Below are 22,400 nucleotides of genomic sequence, written 5' to 3'. Positions count from 1 at the left end.
GCGCGGCCGTCAGCCGCTGGTACCGCCGAAGAAGTTGGGACCGCCGTTGTTGTTCCCGCCGTCGTTGTTGCCGCCCACCGTGGTGAGGGTGATCGTCGTGCCGCCGGGGTTGTCGACGCCCGTGTTGGGCTGCGGGTCCTCGCCGGTGACAATCGCGTTGTCGCTGGAGTCACCGTTGAACTGGATCTGGGTGAAGCCGGCCGCCTGCAGGGTCTGTTTGGCCTGCTTCACGGTCTGGCCCCGCACCTCCGGCACGGGCGTCTGCTGCTTGACCTTGCCGACCTTGATCGTCACCGTCGAGTTCTTGTCGACCTGCTGGCCCCGATCCGGAGAAGTCGAGATGACCTTGCCGTCCATGTTGGGGTCGGTGGTGGGTTCATCGACGCAGGTGCCGACCAGGTTGTTGGCCGTCATCTGAGCCTTGGCCTCGTCACACGACTTGCCGACGACGTCGGGCACGGTCGACTTCGCCTCGGCCTTCGCCACGGTGAGGGTGATCGTCGAGCCCTTCTGGACCTCTTCGCCGAGGTTCGGGTTCTGCCCCAGGACGGTGCCCGCTTCCTCCGGCGACACCTTTTCCTTCTTCTCGACCTTGAACTGGTACTTGTCGCCCTCCAGCAGCGCCTTGGCCTCGTCGAAGCTCTGGCCCAGGACGCTGGGGACGGCCACCTTCGGCGCCCCGGTGGACACCACGATGCTGACGGCGGAGTTCTTGTCGACCTTGGTGCCGCCCGTCGGGTTCTGCTCGCAGACGTTGCCCTTGGCGGTGTTCTCGCACGGCTTCTGCGTGACCTCGCCGAGCTTCAGGTCGACGTTGCCCAGTTGTCTGGTGGCGTCCGGCTGCGACTGGTTGACGAGGTTCGGCACGGTCACCTGGTCGTTGCCCGCACCGCCGCCGCTGAAGATCCACTTGCCGATCAGGATCGCGCCGACGAGCACCAGGATGCCCGCCACCACCAGCAGGATCGTCGAGGTGTTCGACTTCTTCTGGCGCCGCCGGTCGGGACGGTCGTCATAGCCGAAACCGCCGTCGTCCGGGCTCATCGGGGGCAGCATGGTGGTGGCGCCGGCGTCGGAGCGCAGGGCCGTGGTCGCCTGGTCGTCCGGGTAGCCGCCGTAGCCCACCGAGCCCATCGCGGCGGTGGCCGCGACCGGCTGTCCGTCGAGGCAGGCCTCGATGTCGGCGCGCATCTCGTCGGCCGACTGGTAGCGGTAGTTCGGGTCCTTGACCAGGGCCCTGAGGACGATGGCGTCCATCTCGGGCGTGATCTCGGGGTCGAAGACCGACGGGGGCTGCGCCTCCTCGCGTACGTGCTGGTACGCGACGGCCACCGGGGAGTCGCCCACGAAGGGCGGCCGGACCGTCAGCAGCTCGTACAGGAGACAGCCGGTGGAGTAGAGGTCCGACCTCGCGTCGACCTGCTCGCCCTTCGCCTGCTCCGGGGAGAGGTACTGGGCGGTGCCGATGACCGCGGAGGTCTGCGTCATGGTCATGCCGGAGTCGCCCATGGCGCGGGCGATGCCGAAGTCCATGACCTTGACCTGGCCGTTGCGCGTGAGCATGACGTTGGCCGGCTTGATGTCCCGGTGGACGATCCCGCTGCGGTGGGAGTACTCCAGCGCCTGGAGGATCCCGATGGTCATCTCCAGGGAGCGCTCCGGCAGCAGCTTGCGGCCGGAGTGCAGCAGCTCGCGGAGCGTGGAGCCGTCGACGTACTCCATGACGATGTACGGGATCGAGACCCCGTCGATGTAGTCCTCGCCCGTGTCGTAGACCGCCACGATCGCGGGATGGTTGAGCGAGGCGGCCGACTGGGCCTCCCGGCGGAACCGGGCCTGGAAGGACGGATCGCGCGCGAGGTCCGCGCGCAGCGTCTTCACCGCCACCGTGCGGCCGAGGCGCGTGTCCATGGCGAGGTAGACCTCCGCCATGCCACCACGGCCGAGCACCTGGCCCAGCTCGTACCGGCCGCCGAGGCGACGCGGCTCTTCCATAGCTTCCTACCAGCCCTCTCCGTCGGTCCCGACAGACACGTGTGTGCCGTCGGAGGCTGCACTCCGGGCCTACCGTACCCGGCTAGCTTTGTGTGACCTGGCCAAGTGCGTCACCCGATACAGGACCGGTATCGCAACGTGCACCGATGTGAAGGCGACGTGAGCGGGGTCACTTCTTGGAGTCGATGACCGCCTCCATGACGCGCTTGGCGATGGGCGCCGCGAGACCGCTGCCGGAGATGTTCTCGCGGACCGCGTTGTCGTCCTGGACGACCACGGCCACGGCGACCGGCGCGCTGTCACCGACCTTGGCGTACGAGATGAACCAGGCGTACGGGTTCTTGCTGTTGTTCTCGCCGTGCTGGGCGGTACCGGTCTTGCCGCCGACGGTGACGCCGTCGATCTGGGCCGTGGTGCCGGTGCCCTTCTGGACGACGGTCTCCATCATCGACTGGAGGATCTGGGCGTTCTCCGCGGACAGCGGCTCGCTCATCTTCTCCGGCTGGGTCTTCTCCAGGGTGTCGAGGTTCGGGGCCTGGAGGGAGTCGACCATGTACGGCTTCATCAGGGTGCCGTTGTTGGCGACGGCCGAGGCGACCATGGCCATCTGGAGCGGGGTCGCGGCGGTGTTGTACTGGCCGATGGAGGACAGCGCGGTCTGCGAGGGGTTCATGTCGTCGGAGAAGACGGGTGCGCTGGAGCGGACCGGCGTGAACTGCTCCTCGGTGAAGCCGAACTTCTTGGCCTCCTCGAGCATCTTGTCGTTGCCGAGGTCGGAGCCGACCTTGCCGAAGACGGTGTTGCAGGAGTACTGCAGCGCGACCCGGAGGGTGGCGTTCTTGCAGGGGATGCTGCCCTCGTTCTTCAGCTGGGTCGTGGTCCCGGGCATCGTCCAGGGCAGCGGGGAGTCGGTCTTCTCGTCGGCCGTCTTGTACAGGCCGTTCTCCAGCGCCGCGGCCGCGGTGACGACCTTGAAGGTGGAGCCGGGCGGGTAGACCTCGCGCAGCGCCCGGTTGAGCATCGGGTCGTCGGGGTTGTTCTTCTTGTCGAGCTTCTTCCACGCCTCTGCGTCGGAGTCGCTGCCGCCGGCGATCGACGAGGGGTCGTACGACGGGTAGGAGGCCAGCGCCAGGATCTTGCCGGTGGACGGCTCGATGGCCGCGACCGCCCCCTTGGCGCCCCGCTTCTTCAGACCGTCGTAGGCGGCCTTCTGCGCGGCGGCGCTGAGGGTGGTGACGACGTTGCCGCCCTCCTTCGGCTTGCCGGTGAGCATGTCGAGGGTGTTGCGGAAGAAGAGCCGGTCGTCGTTGCCGGTGAGGATGCCGTCCTCGATGGACTCCAGCTGGGTGGCGCCGTAGGACTGCGAGACGAAGCCCGTGACCGGCGCCCACATCGCGCCGTCCTTGTAGGTGCGCTTGTACTTGAAGTCGCCCGAGGTGGTCTCGGCGTGCCCGGTGATGGACTTGCCGTCGACGATGATGTCGCCGCGGGGCGTGGCGTACCGCGCGATCAGTACCCGGCGGTTGTCCGGGTCCTCCCGGAGGGTGTCGGCCTTGACGTACTGGAGCCAGTTGTCGCGGATGAGCAGGGCGAGGACCAGGAGGCCGCAGAAGATCGCGATCCGGCGCAGGGGCTTGTTCATGACGGGCGGACCACCTGGGTCATCTCGGCGTCGGGGCTGGGGGCGGGAGCGGGCGCGGGACGGCGTGCGGTGTCGCTGATTCTGATCAGGATGCCGATCAGGGCCCAGTTGGCGATGACGGAGGAACCGCCGTACGCCAGGAAGGGCATCGTCATACCGGTCAGCGGGATCAGGCCCATCACACCGCCGGCCACCACGAAGACCTGGAGCGCGAAGGCGCCGGACAGGCCGATGGCGAGCAGCTTGCCGAAGGGATCGCGGGCGGCGAGGGCGGTGCGCACGCCGCGCTCCACGATCAGGCCGTAGATCAGCAGGATCGCCATGAGGCCGGCCAGGCCCAGCTCCTCGCCGAAGGTGGCGAGAATGAAGTCGGAGTTGGCGGCGAAGCGGATCAGCTCGGAGTGGCCCTGGCCCCAGCCGGTGCCGAGGGTGCCACCGGAGCCGAAGGCCCACAGGGCCTGCATCGACTGCGCGGAGTGGCCAGGGACGGTCTGGCTGAGGGTGTACTCGCGCATGGGGTCGAGCCAGGCGGCGACGCGCTGCTTGACGTGTGGTTCGAAGCTGGCCACGCCGACGGCACCGGCCGCGGACATCAGCAGACCGAAGACGATCCAGCTGGTCCGCTCGGTGGCGACGTACAGCATGATGATGAACATTCCGAAGAACAGCAGCGAGGTACCGAGGTCGGTCTCGAACACCAGGATGAGGATCGAGATCATCCAGACGACGATGATCGGCCCGAGGTCGCGGCCGCGCGGCAGGTACAGACCCATGAAGCGGCGGCTGGCCAGGGCGAGCGCGTCGCGCTTGACCATCAGGTAGCCGGCGAAGAAGATCGCCAGGACGATCTTGGCGAACTCTCCGGGCTGGATGGTGAAGCTGCCGACCTGGATCCAGATCTTGGCGCCGTAGGTGATGTTGGCGCCGAGGCCCGGCACCAGCGGGAGCAGCAGCAGGACCAGTGCGCCGACCATGGAGATGTAGGTGTAGCGCTGCAGGACCCGGTGGTCCTTGAGGAAGACCAGGACCACGGCGAACAGGGCGATGCCCAACGCCGTGTAGATCAGCTGGTTGGTCGCCTTGCCGCCGGCCTGGCCGATCGACTGGAGCAGCTTGGACTGGTCGAGGCGCCAGATCGCGACGAGCCCGAGGCCGTTGAGCAGGGTAGCCAGCGGCAGCATCAGCGGGTCCGCGTACGGGGCGAACTTGCGTACGACGAGATGGGCCACGCCGGCCAACAGGCCGAGGCCCAGGCCGTAGCTCAGCAGCCCGGCCGGGACCTGGTCGTTGATGGCCAGGCCCACGTTGGCGTAGGCGAAGACCGGGATGAGGACGGCGAACACCAGCAGCGCCAGCTCGGTGTTGCGACGGCTGGGAGCGCCGATCGCGCCGATCGTGGACGTGTGGTGCGTCGATGTGTTCGAAGTACTGCTGCTCATCGTGTGCCAGGGCCTCTCACGGCTTGCCTACTGCGTACCGCAGTTCCCGACGACCTGCTTCTCCTCGTCCGAGAGAGTGGGGCCGGGGGTGGGAGTGGGCTTCGGGGATGCGGAAGCGCTCGGGGACGGGGAGGTCGTGCTCGTCGGGGTCGGTGTGGCCTTTGACGTCAGAGAGGACCGAGTGGTTCCCGTGGTGCCGCCGGCCTGGCCCTCGCCCGTCTTGGAGTTCTTCTTGCTCTCCGTGGCCTGCGCCTGGGCCTCCTTCTTGCACGCGGAGGCCTGCACGCCCAGTTCGTCGATCTTCTTCTGGGCCGTCTTCAGATCGCCCTCGGCGATGGTGCCCTCGACCGACTTCTGCTGGTACGGCGGCAGGTACTTGAGTTCGATCTCGGGGTGGTCCTTGGACACCTTAGAGAGCGAGACCCACGCCAGGTCCTGGCTGATGCCCCGGTACAGCGCGACGTGCTCGCCGTTGGTGCCGACGTAGTACTGGGTCTGCGTCCAGCGCCAGCCGCCGTACAGGCCACCGCCGATGACGGCGAGCGCGAGGACCGAGTAGAACGATCTCTTCAGCCACTTGCGGCCCTTGCGGGGCTTGACGAAGTCGTCGTCGGAGTAGTCGCCGAAGCTGCCCGCGGGGATGTAGCCGGTGGTGTCGGAGGGGTTGGACGGCCCGAAGTCACCGCCCTCGCCCTGCCCGTGGCCCTGGCGGCCGAGCCCGGAGGCGCGGCCCGCGGGGGTCTGCATGATGCCGTTGTCGTGCAGCTGGTGCTGGTTCTCGGCGACCGCGCCGACCACGACCGGGGTGTCGGAGAGCTGCCCGGCGAGGGTGTCCCCGGTGTCCAGGTCCAGGACATCGGCCACGATGACCGTGATGTTGTCGGGGCCGCCGCCGCGCAGCGCGAGCTGGATGAGCTCCTGCACGGTCTCCTGGGGGCCCTGATAGCTGGCGAGGGTGTCTTCCAGGGTCTGGTGGGAGACCACGCCGGAGAGGCCGTCGGAGCAGATCAGATAGCGGTCGCCGGCGCGGACCTCGCGGATGGAGAGGTCGGGCTCGACGTGTTCGCCGCTGCCCAACGCCCGCATCAGCAGGGAGCGTTGGGGGTGGGTGGTGGCCTCTTCCTCGGTGATGCGGCCCTCGTCGACCAGGCGCTGCACCCAGGTGTGGTCCTGCGTGATCTGGGTGAGGACGCCGTCGCGCAGCAGGTACGCGCGCGAGTCGCCGACGTGCACGAGGCCGAGCCGCTGGCCCGTCCACAGCAGGGCGGTCAGGGTGGTCCCCATGCCTTCGAGCTGGGGGTCGTCCTCGACCATGGAGCGCAGCTGGTCGTTGGCGCGCTGGACGGCCACGCCGAGCGAGGTGAGGACGTCGGAGCCGGGGACGTCGTCGTCGAGGGCGACGATGGTGGAGATGGCCTCGGAGGAGGCGACCTCGCCGGCGGCGGCGCCGCCCATGCCGTCGGCGATGGCGAGCAGGCGGGGCCCGGCGTATCCGGAGTCCTCGTTGCCCTCCCGGATCATGCCTTTGTGCGATCCGGCGGCGAAGCGCAGTGACAGACTCATGCGCACCTCGCCTGTCGGCTCCGGGTACATCCGCACGGTGCCCACCCTCCGGTCGGGAGCGCGCCGGGGCCCGGGGTGGGGGCCCACACCGCGTGCTCGCTCCGCTCGCGCCTATTCATGATGTAGCACTACTTCCGCAGCTCGATGACGGTCTTGCCGATGCGGATCGCCGCGCCCAGCGGAATCGGTGTCGGGGTCGTCAGCCGCGTTCGGTCGAGATACGTGCCGTTGGTGGAGCCCAGGTCCTCGACGATCCACTGACCGTCGCGGTCCGGGTAGATCCTGGCATGGCGGCTGGAGGCGTAGTCGTCGTCCAGCACGATGGTGCTGTCGTGCGCCCGGCCCAGCGTGATGGTCTGGCCCTGGAGCGCGACCGTGGTGCCGGTGAGGGTGCCCTCGGACACGACCAGCTTGGTGGGTGCGTTACGGCGCTGGCGGCCGCCGGCGGCCTGCTGCTGGCGCTGCTGCGGAGGCGCCTGCCGCTGGGCCTGCTGGGCCCGGCCGGCCTCCCGGCGCGCGCCGCGCTGGGTGACGCGCGTACCGAACAGGTCGCTGCGGATGACCTGAACGGCCACGATCACGAACAGCCACAGTACGGCCAGGAAACCCAGCCGCATGACCGTCAGGGTCAGCTCTGACATTGCCCCCGCTTCACCCTTCGGCTTGCCGGTAAATGATGGTGGTACTGCCCACGACGATCCGCGAGCCGTCGCGGAGCGTAGCGCGGGTGGTGTGCTGCCCGTCCACCACGATGCCGTTGGTGGACCCGAGATCCTGGATCGTCGAGGGCGTTCCGGTCCGGATCTCACAGTGCCGGCGCGAGACGCCGGGGTCGTCGATCCGCACGTCGGCTTCGGTGCTGCGGCCCAGCACCAGCGTGGCGCGGGAGATCTGATGGCGGGCGCCGTTGATCTCGATCCAGTGGCGGGTACGGGAGCCCGGCGCGGGCGCGCCGACCGGGCCGCCGGCGCCGGGGCGCTGGGCCTGGGCCGACTGTGGATAGCCGTAGCCGCCGGGAGCGCCACGGCCGGGAGGCGGGGCGGCCGGCATGGGCGGGGCGCCCGCCGGAGCGGCCGGCGGGTAGCCGTAGCCGCCGCCGGGTGCCGGTGCGCCGCCCCGGCCGGCCGGGGCCGCGGGGCCGGGGGCCTGCTGGTTGGTGGAGGAGGCGAGCGTACGGCTGCGCACCCGGTACAGACCGGTGTCGAGGTCGTCCGCCTTCTCCAGGTTGACCTTGATCGGGCCCATGAAGGTGTAGCGCTGCTGCTTGGCGTAGTCGCTCACCATGCCGGCGAGCTCGTCGCCGAGCTGGCCCGAGTAGGGGCTGAGCCGCTCGAAGTCCGGCGTGCTCAGTTCCACGATGAAGTCATTGGGTACGACCGTGCGGTCGCGGTTCCAGATGGTCGCGTTGTTGTCGCACTCCCGCTGGAGCGCGCCCGCGATCTCCACGGGCTGGACCTCGGACTTGAACACCTTGGCGAAGGTGCCGTTGACCAGACCTTCGAGACGCTGCTCGAACTTCTTCAGGACTCCCATGAGGCACCTCCTCCGTCCTTGCCGTCCTGGGTACTGCGCCGGCTGCTGTTTACCTGGTACTGCTTACTGATCGTATCCACGCGCCGGTGAATCGGCTGGTTCCCCCTGTCGGCACTGTCGACGGGTGTCGACGCCTCCGAAGTTCCCTGTGGAGCTCCACTTCGAACTCCGCGGTCGAAGTCCTCTGTGCGCTCCTCTGTCAAGGATCGTAGAGGCGGCCGCAGACCAGTGTCCCGCACCTGACTGTGGACCCCTACCTGCTCCTGGGGAGACGGGTGCTACCGGTACGAGGTTGATACGTGAACAGGCACAGGTTGATACGTGGCCGACGGCACCCCGTTTCGGTGGACCGCTTCCGAAGCCGCTGGTGGGCGGCTGCCCCCGGATATGGGATGTGAACCCACCCCCTCCAGCGTGCTAATGTTCTGCGTGTCGGAAGGCGCCGCACCGCAAGGTCAGGAGCCCGAGGACACACCCAATGCGCGGGTGGCGGAATAGGCAGACGCGCTGGATTCAGGTTCCAGTGCCCGAAAGGGCGTGGGGGTTCAACTCCCCCCTCGCGCACCACTGGAAGCCCCTCAGGTCCTGGACCTGAGGGGCTTCTTTTTGTCCCTTCACGGAGTGCCGGGTGAGGGCGGGTGTGAGTGGGTGGGGTGGTGGTGTGGCTCACCCTGTGAGGTCTCTCTCATTCCCTCGTACCGGCCAGTTCCACGGCCCTGCGGCGCATCGCCCAGGCGGCCGGGAGGACCGAGAACGTCACGGCGAGGACCGCGCAGGCTCCGCCGACCACCGCGAGCTCCGGCCACGGGATCCGCATCGGAGCGTGCACCGACAACAGGCCCAACGCACCCTGCATCCCGGCCAGGTTGATCCCGGCGACCAGGAGCCCGAGCACTCCGCCCACCGCCACGACCGTCAGCGCCTCGGCGCCGACCAGCCGCAGCACCTGGCGGCGGGTGGCCCCGGCGAGGCGGAGCACGGCCAGGTCGCGCAGCCGGTCCGAGGTCGCCATGACCATCGTGTTGGCCAGCGAGATCCCGGTGTAGAGCAGCGCGATGCCGAGTACCAGCAGAAAGCCGTACCGGGTGGTCCGGTCGGTTCCGGGGTGACTCGCCCGCAGCCATTCGTCCCTGGTCAGGAAGTGTCCGCCCGCGGTGCGCAGGGCTCCGGCCACGGCAGCCGGGTCGGCACCGGCCGCGAGGGTGACGTCCACGCGGTCGATGTGGGCGCCGGGGGCGTTGGCCGGGGTGACGTAGACGCCGTTGTCACCGGTGCCGGTCGTCATCACCGCGGCGATCCGCAGCGACTTCCTGGTGCCGTCGCCGAGCCACACGTCCACGGTCTGCCCGACGGTGTGCCGCTCCCATTCCTCGTTGACGATGATCGACCCGTCGTCGAGGTCGCTCACCTTTCCGGCGGCCAGGGGGAGGCCGGCGGTCGCGGCGAGCGGTGCGGCCTCGGCGGCGCGGGCCTCGGACCTGATGAGGGCCACGCCGTCCGCCAGGACGAAGACGGCGCTCGACGAGCTCGCGGAGACCGTGGTGCCGGGGATCGCTCGGAGCCTCTGGAGTGTGTGCGCGTCGAAGGCCGGGGTCTCGGTGGAGATGGTGTCCGAGCTGTCCGCGGGGCGTTTGCTCCCGGCATGGTCGGCGTCCCCGGCGGGGACGACCACGAAGTCGGCCGTGGTCCGCTCGCGTGCCTCGGTGGCCTTCGCCGCGTTCAGCGTGGCGGTCGCCCCCAGCAGTGAGCCCGTGAGGGCGACCGTGACCAGGACGGGTGCCGCCACGGCTGCTGTACGGCGGACTCCCGCGGTCGCGTTCTCCCCCACCAGTATTCCTCCCGCGCCCGGGAGTTGGGCCGACAGCCAGGCGAGCAGCCGGGTCAGCGGCCGCACCAGGACCGGCGCGAGCAGCGCGACCGCGGTGATCAGCAGCATCGGACGGCTGACGTACGTCTTGCGGTGCAGCAACTCACCCGGGTCGGTGACCAGCGCCAGGGCCAGCGTCACCGCGGCGGTCAGCAGCAGGCCGGAACCGAACAGCAGGCGGCCCCATGTCATCGATCCGGCATCCACGGAGGCCTCGCGCAGTGCTTGGGCGGCACCGGTGCGGCCCGCCCGCCAGGACGCGGCGACAACACCGAGCAGCGCGACGAGCAGACCCGTCCAAAAGGCCATGTGGTACGGCCACTTGGCATCACCGATGGCGAACCAGCCAGGCGCGAGGCCGACTTCGACCACCCAGGCGGCGAGGCGTGGGGCGCCGTACGAGCCGAGCACGCAGCCGGTGGCCGAGGCGAGGACACCGACCAGCAGCGCCTCCGCGGACACCGTCCGGCGGATCTGCCCGGGCGTGGCTCCCGCGGTGCGCAGCAGGCCGAACTCCCGGCGCCGCTGGGCGACCGCGAAGGCGAAGGTGGACGCCACGACGAACACCGACACGAACGCGGTGACTCCGCCGGCGGTGCCGAACAGGGCGTTCATCGCGGTGAGCGCCTCCCGGTCGCGGTCCGGGTCGGGGTCGGCGAGACGGCGGGCGCTGCCGGTGAGCACGTGGACGGAGTCGCCTTCCACTGCTTCTCGTACGTCTCGTGCGGCTGCCTCCACCACGAGTTGTGTGCTCTTCGGGGACAACGCGGCGGCGCGGGCGTCGGTGTAGAAGACGGCGGTCTCGAAGCCCCGCGAGAGGACGGTGCCTACGACCCGCACGGCGCCGTGGTCGGTGCGCAGCCGGTTGCCTGGATGCGTCCAGTCACCGGTGACGACCACTTCGTCCGCTGTACGGGGTGCGCGGCCCTCAACGATCTCGTAAGGGGCGAAGGCGGCAGTGGACCAGGGGTGACCGACGAGATGGCCAGGGCCGCCCTCGGCGCGCACCGGGAAGGAGCGGTCCGGGATGACCGTGCCGAGCTCCTTCAACGCGGTCACGGTGGCCTCGGGCACCGGGCGGGGGTGGGCGAGTTCGCGTGTTTCACGTGAAACATGGGTGCCGATCGAAGCCGGCACGCTCAAGGTGTTCTGGCCCTGCACGACGACTGGTGCGAGGGCGAACCGCTCCGGCTGTCTCTCCGGCGCGTCCAGGGAGGAGGCGAGGGTCAGGCCCATCACGGTGAGCAGGGCGACGCCGAGGGAGAGGGTGACGAACGTGCCCAGGAAGGTGGACCAGCGGGTGCGGAGGGTGTGGAGGGCGATGGTCAGCACGGCCGGCCTTCCGGGCGGGTCCCGGTGCCGGGTGCGGGTTGAGGTCCGGGGTGCGGTGTGCGGTGTGACGTGGGGTGGGGTGCGGGAAGGGCGGCCGGGCGGGCCGGCGGTGTGGTTTCCCGCGTGGCCATGTGGGTGGCGATGTCGTTGGTGCCCGCTCCGACGAGTTCACCGTTGAACCGGCCGTCGACGAGGAAGACCACGCGGTCGGCATAGGACGCGGCCACGGGGTCATGCGTGACCATGACGACGGTCTGGCCCTCTCGGTCGACCATGGCACGCAACAAGGTCAGTACCTCGCGGCCGGTCTGCGAGTCCAGGGCGCCGGTCGGTTCGTCGCCGAAGAGGACTTCAGGGCGGGTGACCAGGGCACGGGCCAGGGCGACGCGCTGCTGCTGGCCGCCGGACAGCTCTGTCGGCCGGTGCCGGGCGCGTTCGGCGAGACCGACCTGCTGGAGCACCTCGCGGATGCGGGCCTTCGGTACGCGTCGGCCGGCCAGCCTGAGCGGCAGGGCGACGTTCTGCTCGGCGGTGAGTGAGGGCAGCAGGTTGAACGCCTGGAAGACGAACCCGATGCGCTCACGCCGGAGCAGGGTCAGTTCGGTCTCGCTGAGCGTCGTGAGCTCGGTGCCGCTCATGGTGACGGAGCCCGAGGTGGGCCGGTCCAGGTCCGCGGCGCACTGCAGCAGGGTCGACTTGCCGGAGCCGGAGGGGCCCATGACGGCGGTGAAGGTGCCGCGGGGGAAGGCCAGGGTGACGTCTTGGAGTGCGGTGACGGTCAGGGGGGTGTCGTCGGGTGAGGCGGGTCTGCTGTTGCTGTTGTGCGTTCTGTTGCGCGTCCTGCCGTATGTGCTGCCGGGTGCCTTGCCGTACGTCCTGCTGACGGATCGCAGGCTGATGGCGTCGGTGGTCATGGATCCCCCACTCGTCCGGTGTTCTCGGTGGCGCCACGAAACCGTTCGGAGGTGCTCGGGCGCAGTGCGGCGGGACCGAGTCCTGGGGTAGGGCCGGCCATACCCCGGCTCCTCCGTCCTGGCCAATGGCCCCGCCCCGCGCCGCGCTTCTACGGTGATCCGCATGCATCCTCGGAATGTGTGGCAAGCCATGTCCCGGCCGGGCTTCCTGCTGTCGGCGTGGCCCTGGCGCTCGGTCGGATATCTGCTGAGCGGTGCGGTGGCCGGCATGGTCGCGCTGGTGGGGATCGTGACGCTGGTGGTGGTCGGCGGGGCGCTCACCGCCGTACTCGTGGGACTGCCGTTGCTCGTCATGCTGGCGCTGTCCGGTGTCGTGGTCGCGCGGGTGGAACGGCGGCGACTGTGCCTGGTCGACGCGGACCCGGTACCTGATCCGCACCGGGCGCCTGCCGCCACGGGGCTGTGGCCGTGGCTGACGACGCGGCTGAGGGAACAGGCGACCTGGCGCGAGTTCGGGTACACCCTGCTGTTCGCCGGGCTGCTCTGGCCGGTCGACGCCCTCGCGGTCACCGTCGCTCTGCTCCTTCCGGTCTCCATGGCCGCCACCCCGCTGCTCATGGCCACGGTCGGGGACGGCCGGGAGGCGAAGGTGCTCAAGCAGTGGACGGTCACCACCTGGCCGACGGCCTTCGGGGTGGCCGTATTGGGGCTGCTGCTCCTGGCAGTGGGCCTGTACGTGCTGGGGGTCGTGGCGGGCGCCCGGGCCGGCCTCACGCGGCTGCTGGTCGCTTCACGTGACGGTGAGCTGGACGCCAGAGTGGTCGAATTGAGCCGTTCGCGCTTGCGGTTGGTGGACGCCTTCGAGGCGGAGCGCAGGCGCATCGAACGCGATCTGCACGACGGGGCCCAACAGCGCCTGGTGGCCCTGACGATGGCCCTCGGCCTGGCCCGTCTCGACGCCCCGTCCGGACCGCTCGCCGACCAGCTCGCCAAGGCCCACGACGAGGCGGGAAAGGCCCTGGCCGAGCTGCGCGAGCTCATCCAGGGCATCCACCCCAAGGTCCTCGCGGACTACGGTCTGAGCGCCGCCGTCGCCGACGCCGCGGACCGTTCCGTCGTCCCGGTCGACGTCGATCTTTCGGTGCCGGGGCGGCTGGACCAGGCGGTGGAGGCGGCCGCCTACTTCGTGGTCTGCGAGGCCCTGGCCAACGTCGCCAAGCACAGCGGGGCGGGGCGGGCCGAGGTGCGTGGCGGCCACTCGCGTGGGCGGCTGCTGCTGGAGGTGCGGGACGACGGCCGCGGCGGCGCGGACGTCTCGGCGGGCAGCGGACTGACCGGATTCGCCGACCGGGTGTCGGTCCTGGATGGCAGACTCTCCCTGTCCAGTCCGCCGGGTGGTCCGACCATGTTGCGTGTGGAGTTCCCTTGCGAGGTGACCGGGTCGGCCGAGGCGCGCGGGACGCACGGGGTGACGGCGAAACGCGATCGCTCCGGATAGTGCTCGCCGAGGACAGCGTGCTGCTGCGCGAGGGGCTGATCGGTCTGCTCGGCCGCTGCGGCCACGAGGTCGTCGCGGCGGTCGGCGACGCCGAGGCCCTGCTGGTCGCGGTCGAGGAGCACAGCCCCGACATCGTCGTGACAGACGTCCGTATGCCGCCAGGCTTCCAGGACGAGGGGCTGCACGCGGCGGTCCGCCTGCGGGAGCGGCGCCCCGGCCTGCCGGTGCTGGTCCTCAGCCAGTACGTGCAGCGGGCGTACGCCTCCGAGCTCCTCGACTCCGGAGACGGCACGGGTGTCGGCTATCTGCTCAAGGACCGGGTCGGCCAGGTCGAGCAGTTCGTCGACGCCCTGTGCGAGGTCGCGGACGGGGGGACGGTCGTGGACCCCGAAGTCGTACGGCAGTTGCTGCGCCGTCGCCGTGATCCGCTGGAGCGGCTCACCCCGCGCGAGCGTGAGGTCCTCGCCCTGATCGCCGAGGGCAAGTCCAACGGGGCGATCGCCCGGGAACTGGTGGTGTCCGAGGCCGCGGTCGGCAAGCACATCGGCGGCATCCTGACGAAGCTGGACCTGCCGCCGGCGGAGGAGTCCCATCGGCGGGTGCTGGCTGTGTTGGCGTACTTGCGGGCGTGAGGGACGCGGGCCGTGTCGCCTCCCAGCGGTTTTCCACAGCTGTGGAGTCACGGCTGTGGAGTTGTCCACAGGGTCTGACGCGTTTCGGCCGGTGGTTGTACGGTCTGCACGAGTTGATGTTCTTGCGAGTCACGGGGGAGGCGGTCGCTGTGGCCGATGCCGGTGTGGAGGCGAAGGCCGGGGCGCGGGCCGGTGAGGAGGCCGGGGCGCGGGAGGTGCCGGCCTCGGAGTCGACCGATGCGGCCCCGGGCTCGGCCCGGCGGCGGCCCCGGGTGCGCGGCTTCGCCCAGTGGCCCGTCGAGGGCTCGCCCAAGAAGGAGGGCAAGGCCCTGCGGGAGAGCGTCCCGCGCAGTGCCCATGCGGCGCTGGACCTCGACATCTCCCGCCCCGGCGCGGTGGACGCGGTCGAGGAGTCGAGCCGGGGCCGTCTGCCCGAGCTCACTCCCCTGCGGGTCGGCCGGATGGCGGCCACGCCGTTCGCCTTCCTGCGCGGCTCGGCCGGCCTCATGGCCTACGACCTCGCCCGCACCCCGATGACCAGGATCAGCGCCCAGATCTGCGGCGACGCGCACGCGGCGAACTTCGGCCTGTACGGCGACGCCCGCGGCGACCTGGTCATCGACCTGAACGACTTCGACGAGACGGTGTACGGCCCCTGGGAGTGGGACCTCAAGCGGCTCGCCGCCTCCCTGGTCCTCGCGGGCCGGGAGACCGGCGCCGACGAGGACACCTGCCGTGCGGCGGCGCACGGGGCGGTGGGCGCGTACCGGCGCACCATGCGGCTGCTCGCCAAGCTCCCGGTGCTGGACGCGTGGAACGCGATCGCGGACGAGGAACTCGTCTCCCACACCGACGCCCACGACCTGGTCGGCACGTTGGAGCGGGTTTCGGAGAAGGCGCGGGCCAACACCAGCGGGCGCTTCGCGGCGAAGGCGACGGAGCTCACGGAGGACGGTGGCCGGCGCTTCGTGGACGCTCCGCCGGTGCTGCGCCGGGTGCCGGACGAGGAGGCCGCGGCGGTGGCCGCGTCCCTGGAGCACTACCTGGCCACGCTCTCCGAGGACCGCCTCCCGCTGCTGGCTCGCCACGCGGTGCACGACGTGGCCTTCCGCGTCGTCGGCACGGGAAGCGTGGGCACCCGCTCCTACGTCGTCCTGCTGCTGGACCACCGCGGCGAACCGCTGGTCCTCCAGGTCAAGGAGGCGCGGCCCTCGGCCCTGCTGCCGCACCTGGTCACCGCGGGCTTCGACGTGCCGCCGGTCGACCACGAGGGCCGCCGGGTGGTCCTCGGCCAGAAGCGGATGCAGGTCGTCAGCGACATCCTGCTGGGCTGGACGACCGTCGAGGGCCGTCCCTTCCAGGTGCGCCAGTTCCGCAACCGCAAGGGCAGCGTCGACCCGGCCGCCCTGTCCGCCGACCAGATCGACGACTACGGCCGCATGACCGGCGCCCTCCTGGCCCGCGCCCACTCGCACAGCGTCGACCCGCGCCTGGTCTCCGGTTACTGCGGCAAGAACGAGGAGCTCGACGAGGCCGTCGCCACCTTCGCAGTGACCTACGCCGACCGCACGGAGGCGGACCACGCGGAACTGACGGCGGGGATCCGGGCGGGGAGGGTCGCGGCGGAGACGGGGGTGTGAGGAGCAGCCCGGCACCCCGGCCGTCACCCCGGTTGGCGTCCGGCTCCGGTCGACACGGTTACGCTGTTCGGATGACGTCCCCGGAAGCTGACCCCCACGGCACAGCCGCCGCAGGTACGGAGCGGTTGGAGCGGGCCGTGCGGGCCGCCGAGCAGGCGCTCATCGAGTACGAGATCGCGGTGGAGACCTTCCGCATCGAGGTGGAGAACTTCTCCCGCCTGCACCACCAGAAGCTCGGCCCGATGTACACCCGCCTCGACGAGCTGGACGCGCAGATCGCGGAGATCCGGGCCGCCCGCAGCGGCGACCCCGAGGATCTGCGCCAGGCGCAGGAGGCCCGCGCCCGGGTGATGCCGATGCCCGGCGTCGAGGAACTGTTCCACGGCTGGATGGACGGGGAGGGTTTGTTCCCCGAGGCCGCCGCGATGCTCACCGAGCAGCCGGTCCGGCCCCCGCAGCGGGTGCGCCCCAGCGACGAGGCCCGCAAGCTCTACCGCGAGCTCGCCCGCAAGGCGCACCCGGACCTCGCTCAGGACGACTCCGAGCGGGCGCGTCGCGAGGAGTTCATCACCCGGGTCAACGCGGCCTACTCCCGTGGCGACGAGCCTCTCCTGCGGGAACTGGCCGAGGAGTGGGCCGCCGGTCCCAAGCCTCCGGAGCAGGGCCCCACTCCCAGCGAGGAGCTCTACGCCCGCCTCGAATGGCTTGCCCGGCGCAAGGAACTGCTGTCGCTGGTCGCGCGGGAGCTGGAGGAGAGCGCGATCGGCTCGATGCTCCGAATGGCACCGGACGACCCGGACCGCCTCCTGGAGGAGATCGCCGAGAAGCTCCTGACCGACGTCTCCACGCGCGAGGCGGAGCTCGGGGAACTGCTCGCACAGGAGTGACCGGCCGCGTCCCCGGGGCGTCGGGTAGCGTCGGACTCATGAATTTCGGTGCTGGTGTGCCCACGGTCCAGGTCACGGACCTCAAGGACGACGATTTCCTGCTGGACGTCCGTGAGGACGACGAGTGGCAGGCGGGTCACGCCGAAGGGGCGCTCCACATCCCCATCAGTGAGTTCGTGGCCCGCTACGGCGAGCTGACCGAGGCCGCCCCGCAGGATGGCCGCGTCCATGTGATCTGCCGGTCCGGCGGCCGCTCGGCCCAGGTCACGATGTACCTGGCCCAGCAGGGCATCGATGCCGCGAACGTGGACGGCGGCATGCAGCTGTGGGCCGAGGCCGGCCGCCCCGTGGTGACCGACGACGGCCGACCGGGCTTCGTGCTCTAGCCGTCGGCAGCTCTGATCGCGGGCACCTGGTGGAATATCTGGTGCCGGGTGCCGGGTGCCGGGGCCCGGTGTCGGACGGTGGGTGGCGGGCGCTTGGTGTGGGGGTTGGGCGTGTCAGCCCAGGGGATGTGCCGCCAGCAGATCCCCCAACGCCTCCTCGTGCGCCGCCGCCGGACCGAGCGACAGCTCCAGATGCTTGGCCCAGGCGTGGTACCGGTGCAGGGGGTAGTCGACATCTGCGCCGAACCCGCCGTGCAGATGTTGTGCCGTCTGCACCACCCTCCGCACCCCCTCGGAGGCCCAGATCTTCGCCACGGAGACATCCCCCGCGACCGGCAGCGCTCCGCGCGCTCCCGAGGCGATCCGCCACGCTGCCTGCCACAGCGTGACCTCCATGGCGCGCAGGTCGATGTAACGGTCGGCGGCCTGCACGGCGACGGCCTGGAAGGTGGCGACCGGGAACCCGAACTGCTCCCGCTTGCTGGTGTATTCACTGCTCATCCTCAGGACCCGCTCGCCCAGCCCGAGTGCCAGCGCACAGGTCCCCGTGGTCAGCAGATCCCGCAGCCACTCCCACGCGCCCTCGACGTCGATCACGTCCCGCGCGGTGATCCTCACCGACTCAAGGTGCAGCTCGCCCAGCCGCTCCCCGCTGGTGGAGAACTGTTCGCCGAGTGCGAGCCCGTCATGGGCCCGGGGCACCAGCGCGAGGACGGTCCGGCCCGCGGTCGTGTGCGCCGGGACGACGACGAAGTCCGCGTCGTACGCCCACGGCACCGCCGTCTGCACCCCGTCCAGGATCCAGTCGGCGCCCTCGCCCTCCCCCTCCTCCTGCCGTGCGGTGACGGCGAGTTCGGCGGGATCGTGCCCGGTGCGGCCGCTCGCGGCGACGGTCAGCACGATCTCGCCGCGCCCGGCCCGCTCCAGCAGCTGCCCCCTCAACTCCGGCCCGCCGTAAGCCTGTACGGCCGCCATGGCCGCACTGTTCTCCAGCAGGGGCACCCGCGCCAGCACCTTCGCCGATTCACGCAGCACCAGGCACAGCGCGACGGCGTCCAGACCCGCCCCGCCGTACTCCTCCGCCACCAGCAGGCTCAGCAGGTCCGCGTCGGCGAGCCTGGCCCACAGCGCGCGGTCGAACTCGTCGGCCACGGCACCCGCGGTCAGCGCCGGGGACGGCACCGCGTCCGGCACCACGTCGGCGAACACCCCCCGCGCCGCCTCGGCCGCCGCCTGCTGCTCCTCGCTGAAGGTGAAGTCCACGGTCCCTGTCCTTCCGACGGGTCGGCAGATCGGGTCAGCTGATCTGGCGGTCCGTCAAGATAGAACAGGTTCTAGAAGAAGGGAACGGGCTTCCCCGGCCTACCTGTCGAAGTCCAGCTCCACCTTCTCCGTCACCGGATGCGACTGGCACGCCAGCACATAGCCCGCCTGCGTCTCCTCCGGCTCCAGCGCGAAGTTGCGGTCCATGCGGACCTCGCCGGAGACCAGGAAGGCCCGGCAGGTCCCGCACACCCCGCCCTTGCAGGCGTAGGGCGCGTCGGACCGGTTGCGCAGCACCGTCTCCAGCAGCGACTCACCGTCCTGGACGGGCCAGCTGCCGCCGCGTCCGTCGAGCCGCGCGGTCACCGTGCTGTGCGCGGGCGCGGGAACCGTCTGTGCCGGGGCAGCCCCCGCGTCCACATGGAAGATCTCCTCGTGGATCCGGGTACGCGCGACCCCGAGTTCCCGCAACGCCCGCTCCGCACCCTGCACCAGTCCGAACGGCCCGCACAGGAACCAGCCCGCCACCCGGTCCACCGGCAGCAGTGCCGGCAGCAGCCCGGTCAGCCGCTGCCGGTCGAGCCGTCCGGAGGGCAACCCTGCCTGCTGCTCCTCCCGGGAGAGCACCGTGACCAGCTGGAACCGCTCGGGGTAGCGGTCCTTCAGGTCGGCGACCTCCTCCAGGAACATCGTCGACGCGGAAGTGCGGTCGCTGCGGATCAGACAGAACCGGGCCTCGGGCTCGCGCGCCAGCAGCGTCGCCACGATCGACAGCACCGGGGTGATGCCACTGCCGCCGACGACCGCCGCGTACAGACCGGGCGCCGGGTCGAGGGTGAACCGGCCCGCCGGTGTCATCACCTCCAGCTCGTCGCCGACGTTGATCTCCTTGAGCGCGTAGGTCGAGAAGGCGCCGCCCTCCACCAGCCGCACGCCGACCCGCAGTTCGCGTGGTCCCTCGCCGTCCGGTGCCGGGGAGCAGATGGAGTAGGTCCGGCGTATCTCCGTGCCGTCGGCCGTGCGGCGCAGGGCGAGATGCTGGCCGGCGGCGTACCGGAACTCCTCGCGCAGCTCGGGCGGCACGGTGAGGGTCAGGGCCACGGAGTCGTCGGTGAGCCGGTCGACCGCGGCCACCGGGAGCGGGTGGAAGCGGGCCATCACAACTCCTTGAAGTGGTCGAACGGTTCACGGCAGTCCAAGCAGCGCCGCAGCGCCTTGCACGCGGTGGAGGAGAACCGGCTGAGCAGTTCGGTGTCGGCGGAGCCGCAGTGCGGGCAGAGGATGGCTTCGGCCTGCGCGTCCCGTGTCCGCGTCGGTCCCAGTCCCACCGCGACCGGCCCGGCCGCCGCCGCCACGCGGGGTGGCGCTATGCCGAACTCCCGCAGCTTGCGGCGCCCTTCGGCGGTGATGTCGTCGGTCGACCAGGCGGGCGCGAGCACCGTGCGCACCATGACCTCCCGCACGCCGTGGTCGCGCAGCACCCGCTCTATGTCCTGGGACATCGCCTCGATGGCCGGGCAGCCGGTGTACGTCGGGGTCAGCTCGACCTCGACCGAGTCCGCGTCCCGGACATGCACCGCGCGCAGCACGCCCAGCTCGCGCAGGGTGAGCACCGGCAGCTCGGGGTCGGGCACCGAACCGGCGAGCGCGAACAACTCGGTCTCCAGCGGGGTGAGCGTCACCATGACGCCCCCGGGTGGCTGCGGTGCAGGTGCTGCATCTCGGCGAGCATCCGCCCGAAGGACTCGGTGTGCAGGCCCTGCCGTCCCGCCCCGGCGGCCCACGCGCCCGAGCGCGGCCCCTCGGGGACGCTCAGGGTGGCCCGGCGCAGGATCTCCCCCACGGACGCCAGCCAGGCGGTCTCCATGCGCTTCCCGTCGACCTCCACGCCCTCCACCGGCTGGAACAACTCACCGGTGAACCGCCACAGCGCCTCGCACGCCCGCAGCATCCGGGCGTGGCTCTCCTCGGTGCCGTCACCGAGCCGCAGGGTCCACTGCTCGGCGTGGTCGCGGTGGTAGGCGACCTCCTTGACGGCCTTCGCGGCGAGCGGGGCGAAGGGGCCGCCGCCCGCTGCCAGTTCGGCGTAGAGCAGGTGCTGGTAGGTGGAGAAGTAGAGCTGGCGGACGATGGTGTGGGCGAAGTCGCCGTTCGGCTGCTCCACCAGCTGGAGGTTGCGGAAGGCGCGCTCCTCGCGCAGATACGCCAGTTCGTCCTCGTCGCCGGCCAGGGACAGCAGCACCCGGGCCTGGCCGAGCAGATCGAGGGCGATGTTGGCGAGGGCGACCTCCTCCTCCAGGACCGGGGCGTGGCCCGCCCACTCGCCGAGGCGGTGCGAGAGCACCAGCGCGTCGTCGCCGAGGGCGATCGCGGCAGCCCGGGGAATGGGGGAGGCCGTGGGAGCGGCCGTCGTCTCAGGTGTGCTCACAGGTGCTTCACCCCCTCCGGGATCTCGTAGAACGTGGGGTGCCGGTACGGCTTGTCGGCGGACGGCTCGAAGAACGGGTCCTTCTCGTCGGGCGAGGAGGCCGTGATCGCGGACGAGGGGACGACCCAGATCGAAACGCCCTCGCCGCGCCGGGTGTACAGGTCGCGGGCGTTGCGCAGGGCGAGCTCCGCGTCCGGGGCGTGCAGGCTGCCGGCGTGGGTGTGGGAGAGGCCGCGGCGCGAGCGCACGAAAACCTCCCACAGGGGCCAGTCGGTGTTCGTCATGCGCGCGTCGCTCCTGTCTCGCCGATGTGCTTCGCCGCGTGGGCCGCGGCCGCCTCGCGCACCCAGGCGCCCTCGTCGTGCGCCTTCCTGCGCTGGGTGATGCGTTGTTCGTTGCACGGGCCGTTGCCCTTGAGGACCTCCCGGAACTCCGTCCAGTCGATCGGGCCGAAGTCGTGGTGTCCCCGCTCCTCGTTCCACCGCAGGTCCGGGTCGGGGAGGGTGAGGCCCAGGGACTCGGCCTGGGGGACGCAGATGTCGACGAAACGCTGACGCAGCTCGTCGTTGGAATGGCGCTTGATCTTCCAGGCCATCGACTGCGCGGAGTGCGCGGACTCGTCGTCGGGCGGGCCGAACATCATCAGGGACGGCCACCACCAGCGGTCCACCGCGTCCTGGGCCATCGCGTGCTGCTCGGGCGTGCCCTTGCTCAGGGCCAGCAGCAGCTCGTAGCCCTGGCGTTGGTGGAAGGACTCCTCCTTGCAGATACGGACCATCGCGCGCGCGTACGGGCCGTAGGAGCAGCGGCACAGGGGGACCTGGTTGGTGATCGCGGCGCCGTCCACCAGCCAGCCGATCGCGCCGACGTCCGCCCAGGTCAGGGTCGGGTAGTTGAAGATCGAGGAGTACTTCTGGCGGCCGGAGTGGAGCTTGTCGAGGAGCTCGTCGCGCCCGGTGCCCAGCGTTTCCGCCGCGCTGTAGAGGTAGAGGCCGTGCCCCGCCTCGTCCTGGACCTTGGCCATCAGGATGGCCTTGCGGCGCAGGGAGGGGGCGCGCGTGATCCAGTTCGCCTCCGGCTGCATGCCGATGATCTCGGAGTGGGCGTGCTGCGCGATCTGACGGACCAGGGTCGCGCGATAGGCGTCCGGCATCCAGTCGCGCGGCTCGATGCGCTCGTCGGCGGCCACGGCGGCGTCGAAGACGCTCTGGTACGCGGTGGTGTCGCCGATGGCGCCCTGAGCGCCGTACGCCTGTGTGCTCGCCGTCTGCTGCGCGGCTGCTGTCGCCATGAGGCCCCCTCGCCTGGGCTCCGCCGGAACCTGCTCCCGACCGATCGTTCGGTTCGTGCGATTCCATGGTGTGCCGGGCGCCGTAAGGTG

19 protein-coding genes and 1 tRNA gene are annotated in these 22,400 nt (G+C 70.7%); 6 read left to right on the top strand and 14 right to left on the bottom strand.

Features of this window, described 5'->3' with window-relative positions:
- Positions 1-9: 9 nt before the first annotated feature.
- From pknB to H293_RS0119095, 6 genes are all read right to left on the bottom strand, one after another.
- The gene (gene pknB / locus H293_RS0119120; RefSeq protein ID WP_020119468.1) at positions 10-1,995 is read right to left on the bottom strand and encodes a Stk1 family PASTA domain-containing Ser/Thr kinase; all 1,986 of its coding nucleotides are present in this window, start codon (positions 1,993-1,995) and stop codon (positions 10-12) included.
- A gap of 169 nt (positions 1,996-2,164) precedes the next feature.
- Positions 2,165-3,637 carry a peptidoglycan D,D-transpeptidase FtsI family protein gene (locus H293_RS0119115; RefSeq protein WP_020119467.1) on the bottom strand — a complete coding sequence of 491 codons (1,473 nt, stop codon included), beginning with the start codon at positions 3,635-3,637 and terminating at the stop codon, positions 2,165-2,167.
- On the bottom strand, positions 3,634-5,076 hold the full coding sequence (locus H293_RS0119110) for an FtsW/RodA/SpoVE family cell cycle protein (protein WP_020119466.1): 1,443 nt from the start codon (positions 5,074-5,076) through the stop codon (positions 3,634-3,636). The genes H293_RS0119115 and H293_RS0119110 overlap by 4 nt, the downstream gene beginning before the upstream one ends.
- 27 nt (positions 5,077-5,103) lie before the next feature.
- Positions 5,104-6,669, bottom strand: a complete 1,566-nt coding sequence (locus tag H293_RS0119105; RefSeq protein WP_033415506.1) for a Stp1/IreP family PP2C-type Ser/Thr phosphatase — start codon at positions 6,667-6,669, stop codon at positions 5,104-5,106.
- A gap of 98 nt (positions 6,670-6,767) precedes the next feature.
- Positions 6,768-7,280, bottom strand: a complete 513-nt coding sequence (locus tag H293_RS0119100) for an FHA domain-containing protein FhaB/FipA (RefSeq protein ID WP_020119464.1) — start codon at positions 7,278-7,280, stop codon at positions 6,768-6,770.
- Between the two features lie 10 nt (positions 7,281-7,290).
- Entirely contained in the window at positions 7,291-8,172 is an 882-nt protein-coding gene (locus tag H293_RS0119095) for an FhaA domain-containing protein (protein WP_020119463.1), read from the bottom strand.
- A 480-nt stretch (positions 8,173-8,652) separates the two neighbouring features.
- Here H293_RS0119095 and H293_RS0119090 point away from each other — a divergent pair.
- A tRNA-Leu gene (locus H293_RS0119090) sits at positions 8,653-8,739 on the top strand.
- A 118-nt stretch (positions 8,740-8,857) separates the two neighbouring features.
- Here the strand turns inward: H293_RS0119090 and H293_RS0119085 are convergent.
- Positions 8,858-11,371 (bottom strand): ABC transporter permease, encoded by a 2,514-nt coding sequence (locus tag H293_RS0119085; protein WP_020119462.1) that lies wholly within the window; start codon positions 11,369-11,371, stop codon positions 8,858-8,860.
- The gene (locus H293_RS49735; protein WP_020119461.1) at positions 11,365-12,285 is read right to left on the bottom strand and encodes an ABC transporter ATP-binding protein; all 921 of its coding nucleotides are present in this window, start codon (positions 12,283-12,285) and stop codon (positions 11,365-11,367) included. The genes H293_RS0119085 and H293_RS49735 overlap by 7 nt, the downstream gene beginning before the upstream one ends.
- Positions 12,286-12,475: 190 nt before the next feature.
- Here H293_RS49735 and H293_RS0119075 point away from each other — a divergent pair, with 190 nt between their 5' ends.
- The 5 genes from H293_RS0119075 to H293_RS0119055 all read left to right on the top strand — a co-directional run bounded on the left by H293_RS0119075 (position 12,476) and on the right by H293_RS0119055 (position 17,328).
- Complete coding sequence (locus H293_RS0119075; protein WP_020119460.1) at positions 12,476-13,783, top strand: sensor histidine kinase; 1,308 nt, start codon at positions 12,476-12,478, stop codon at positions 13,781-13,783.
- Positions 13,783-14,415 carry a response regulator transcription factor gene (locus H293_RS0119070; protein ID WP_020119459.1) on the top strand — a complete coding sequence of 211 codons (633 nt, stop codon included), beginning with the start codon at positions 13,783-13,785 and terminating at the stop codon, positions 14,413-14,415. Before H293_RS0119075 ends, H293_RS0119070 begins: the two co-directional genes overlap by 1 nt.
- 116 nt (positions 14,416-14,531) lie before the next feature.
- The gene (locus tag H293_RS0119065; protein WP_078612620.1) at positions 14,532-16,055 is read left to right on the top strand and encodes a DUF2252 domain-containing protein; all 1,524 of its coding nucleotides are present in this window, start codon (positions 14,532-14,534) and stop codon (positions 16,053-16,055) included.
- A 71-nt stretch (positions 16,056-16,126) separates the two neighbouring features.
- Positions 16,127-16,942, top strand: a complete 816-nt coding sequence (locus tag H293_RS0119060) for a J domain-containing protein (RefSeq protein WP_028807995.1) — start codon at positions 16,127-16,129, stop codon at positions 16,940-16,942.
- A gap of 56 nt (positions 16,943-16,998) precedes the next feature.
- Positions 16,999-17,328, top strand: coding sequence for a rhodanese-like domain-containing protein (locus tag H293_RS0119055; protein WP_020119456.1), 330 nt, complete (start codon positions 16,999-17,001; stop codon positions 17,326-17,328).
- Positions 17,329-17,442: 114 nt separating this feature from the next.
- Here H293_RS0119055 and H293_RS0119050 read toward each other — a convergent pair whose 3' ends face one another.
- From H293_RS0119050 to paaA, 6 genes are all read right to left on the bottom strand, one after another.
- Positions 17,443-18,591 (bottom strand): acyl-CoA dehydrogenase family protein, encoded by a 1,149-nt coding sequence (locus H293_RS0119050; RefSeq protein ID WP_020119455.1) that lies wholly within the window; start codon positions 18,589-18,591, stop codon positions 17,443-17,445.
- A 99-nt stretch (positions 18,592-18,690) separates the two neighbouring features.
- Positions 18,691-19,749 (bottom strand): 2Fe-2S iron-sulfur cluster-binding protein, encoded by a 1,059-nt coding sequence (locus H293_RS0119045; RefSeq protein WP_020119454.1) that lies wholly within the window; start codon positions 19,747-19,749, stop codon positions 18,691-18,693.
- Complete coding sequence (gene paaD / locus H293_RS0119040) at positions 19,749-20,276, bottom strand: 1,2-phenylacetyl-CoA epoxidase subunit PaaD (protein WP_020119453.1); 528 nt, start codon at positions 20,274-20,276, stop codon at positions 19,749-19,751. The genes H293_RS0119045 and paaD overlap by 1 nt, the downstream gene beginning before the upstream one ends.
- The gene (paaC, locus tag H293_RS0119035; RefSeq protein ID WP_020119452.1) at positions 20,270-21,019 is read right to left on the bottom strand and encodes a 1,2-phenylacetyl-CoA epoxidase subunit PaaC; all 750 of its coding nucleotides are present in this window, start codon (positions 21,017-21,019) and stop codon (positions 20,270-20,272) included. The genes paaD and paaC overlap by 7 nt, the downstream gene beginning before the upstream one ends.
- A complete protein-coding gene (gene paaB / locus H293_RS0119030; RefSeq protein ID WP_020119451.1) occupies positions 21,016-21,303 on the bottom strand; it encodes a 1,2-phenylacetyl-CoA epoxidase subunit PaaB in 288 nt (95 codons plus the stop codon). The genes paaC and paaB overlap by 4 nt, the downstream gene beginning before the upstream one ends.
- Positions 21,300-22,310 carry a 1,2-phenylacetyl-CoA epoxidase subunit PaaA gene (paaA, locus tag H293_RS0119025; protein ID WP_020119450.1) on the bottom strand — a complete coding sequence of 337 codons (1,011 nt, stop codon included), beginning with the start codon at positions 22,308-22,310 and terminating at the stop codon, positions 21,300-21,302. The genes paaB and paaA overlap by 4 nt, the downstream gene beginning before the upstream one ends.
- Positions 22,311-22,400 lie beyond the last annotated feature (90 nt).

The organism is Streptomyces canus 299MFChir4.1 (genome assembly GCF_000383615.1).
Classification (GTDB): Bacteria; Actinomycetota; Actinomycetes; order Streptomycetales; family Streptomycetaceae; genus Streptomyces; species Streptomyces canus_C.
Note: the sequence above shows the minus strand (reverse complement) of the source record. Positions and strands in the feature narration are given on the sequence as shown.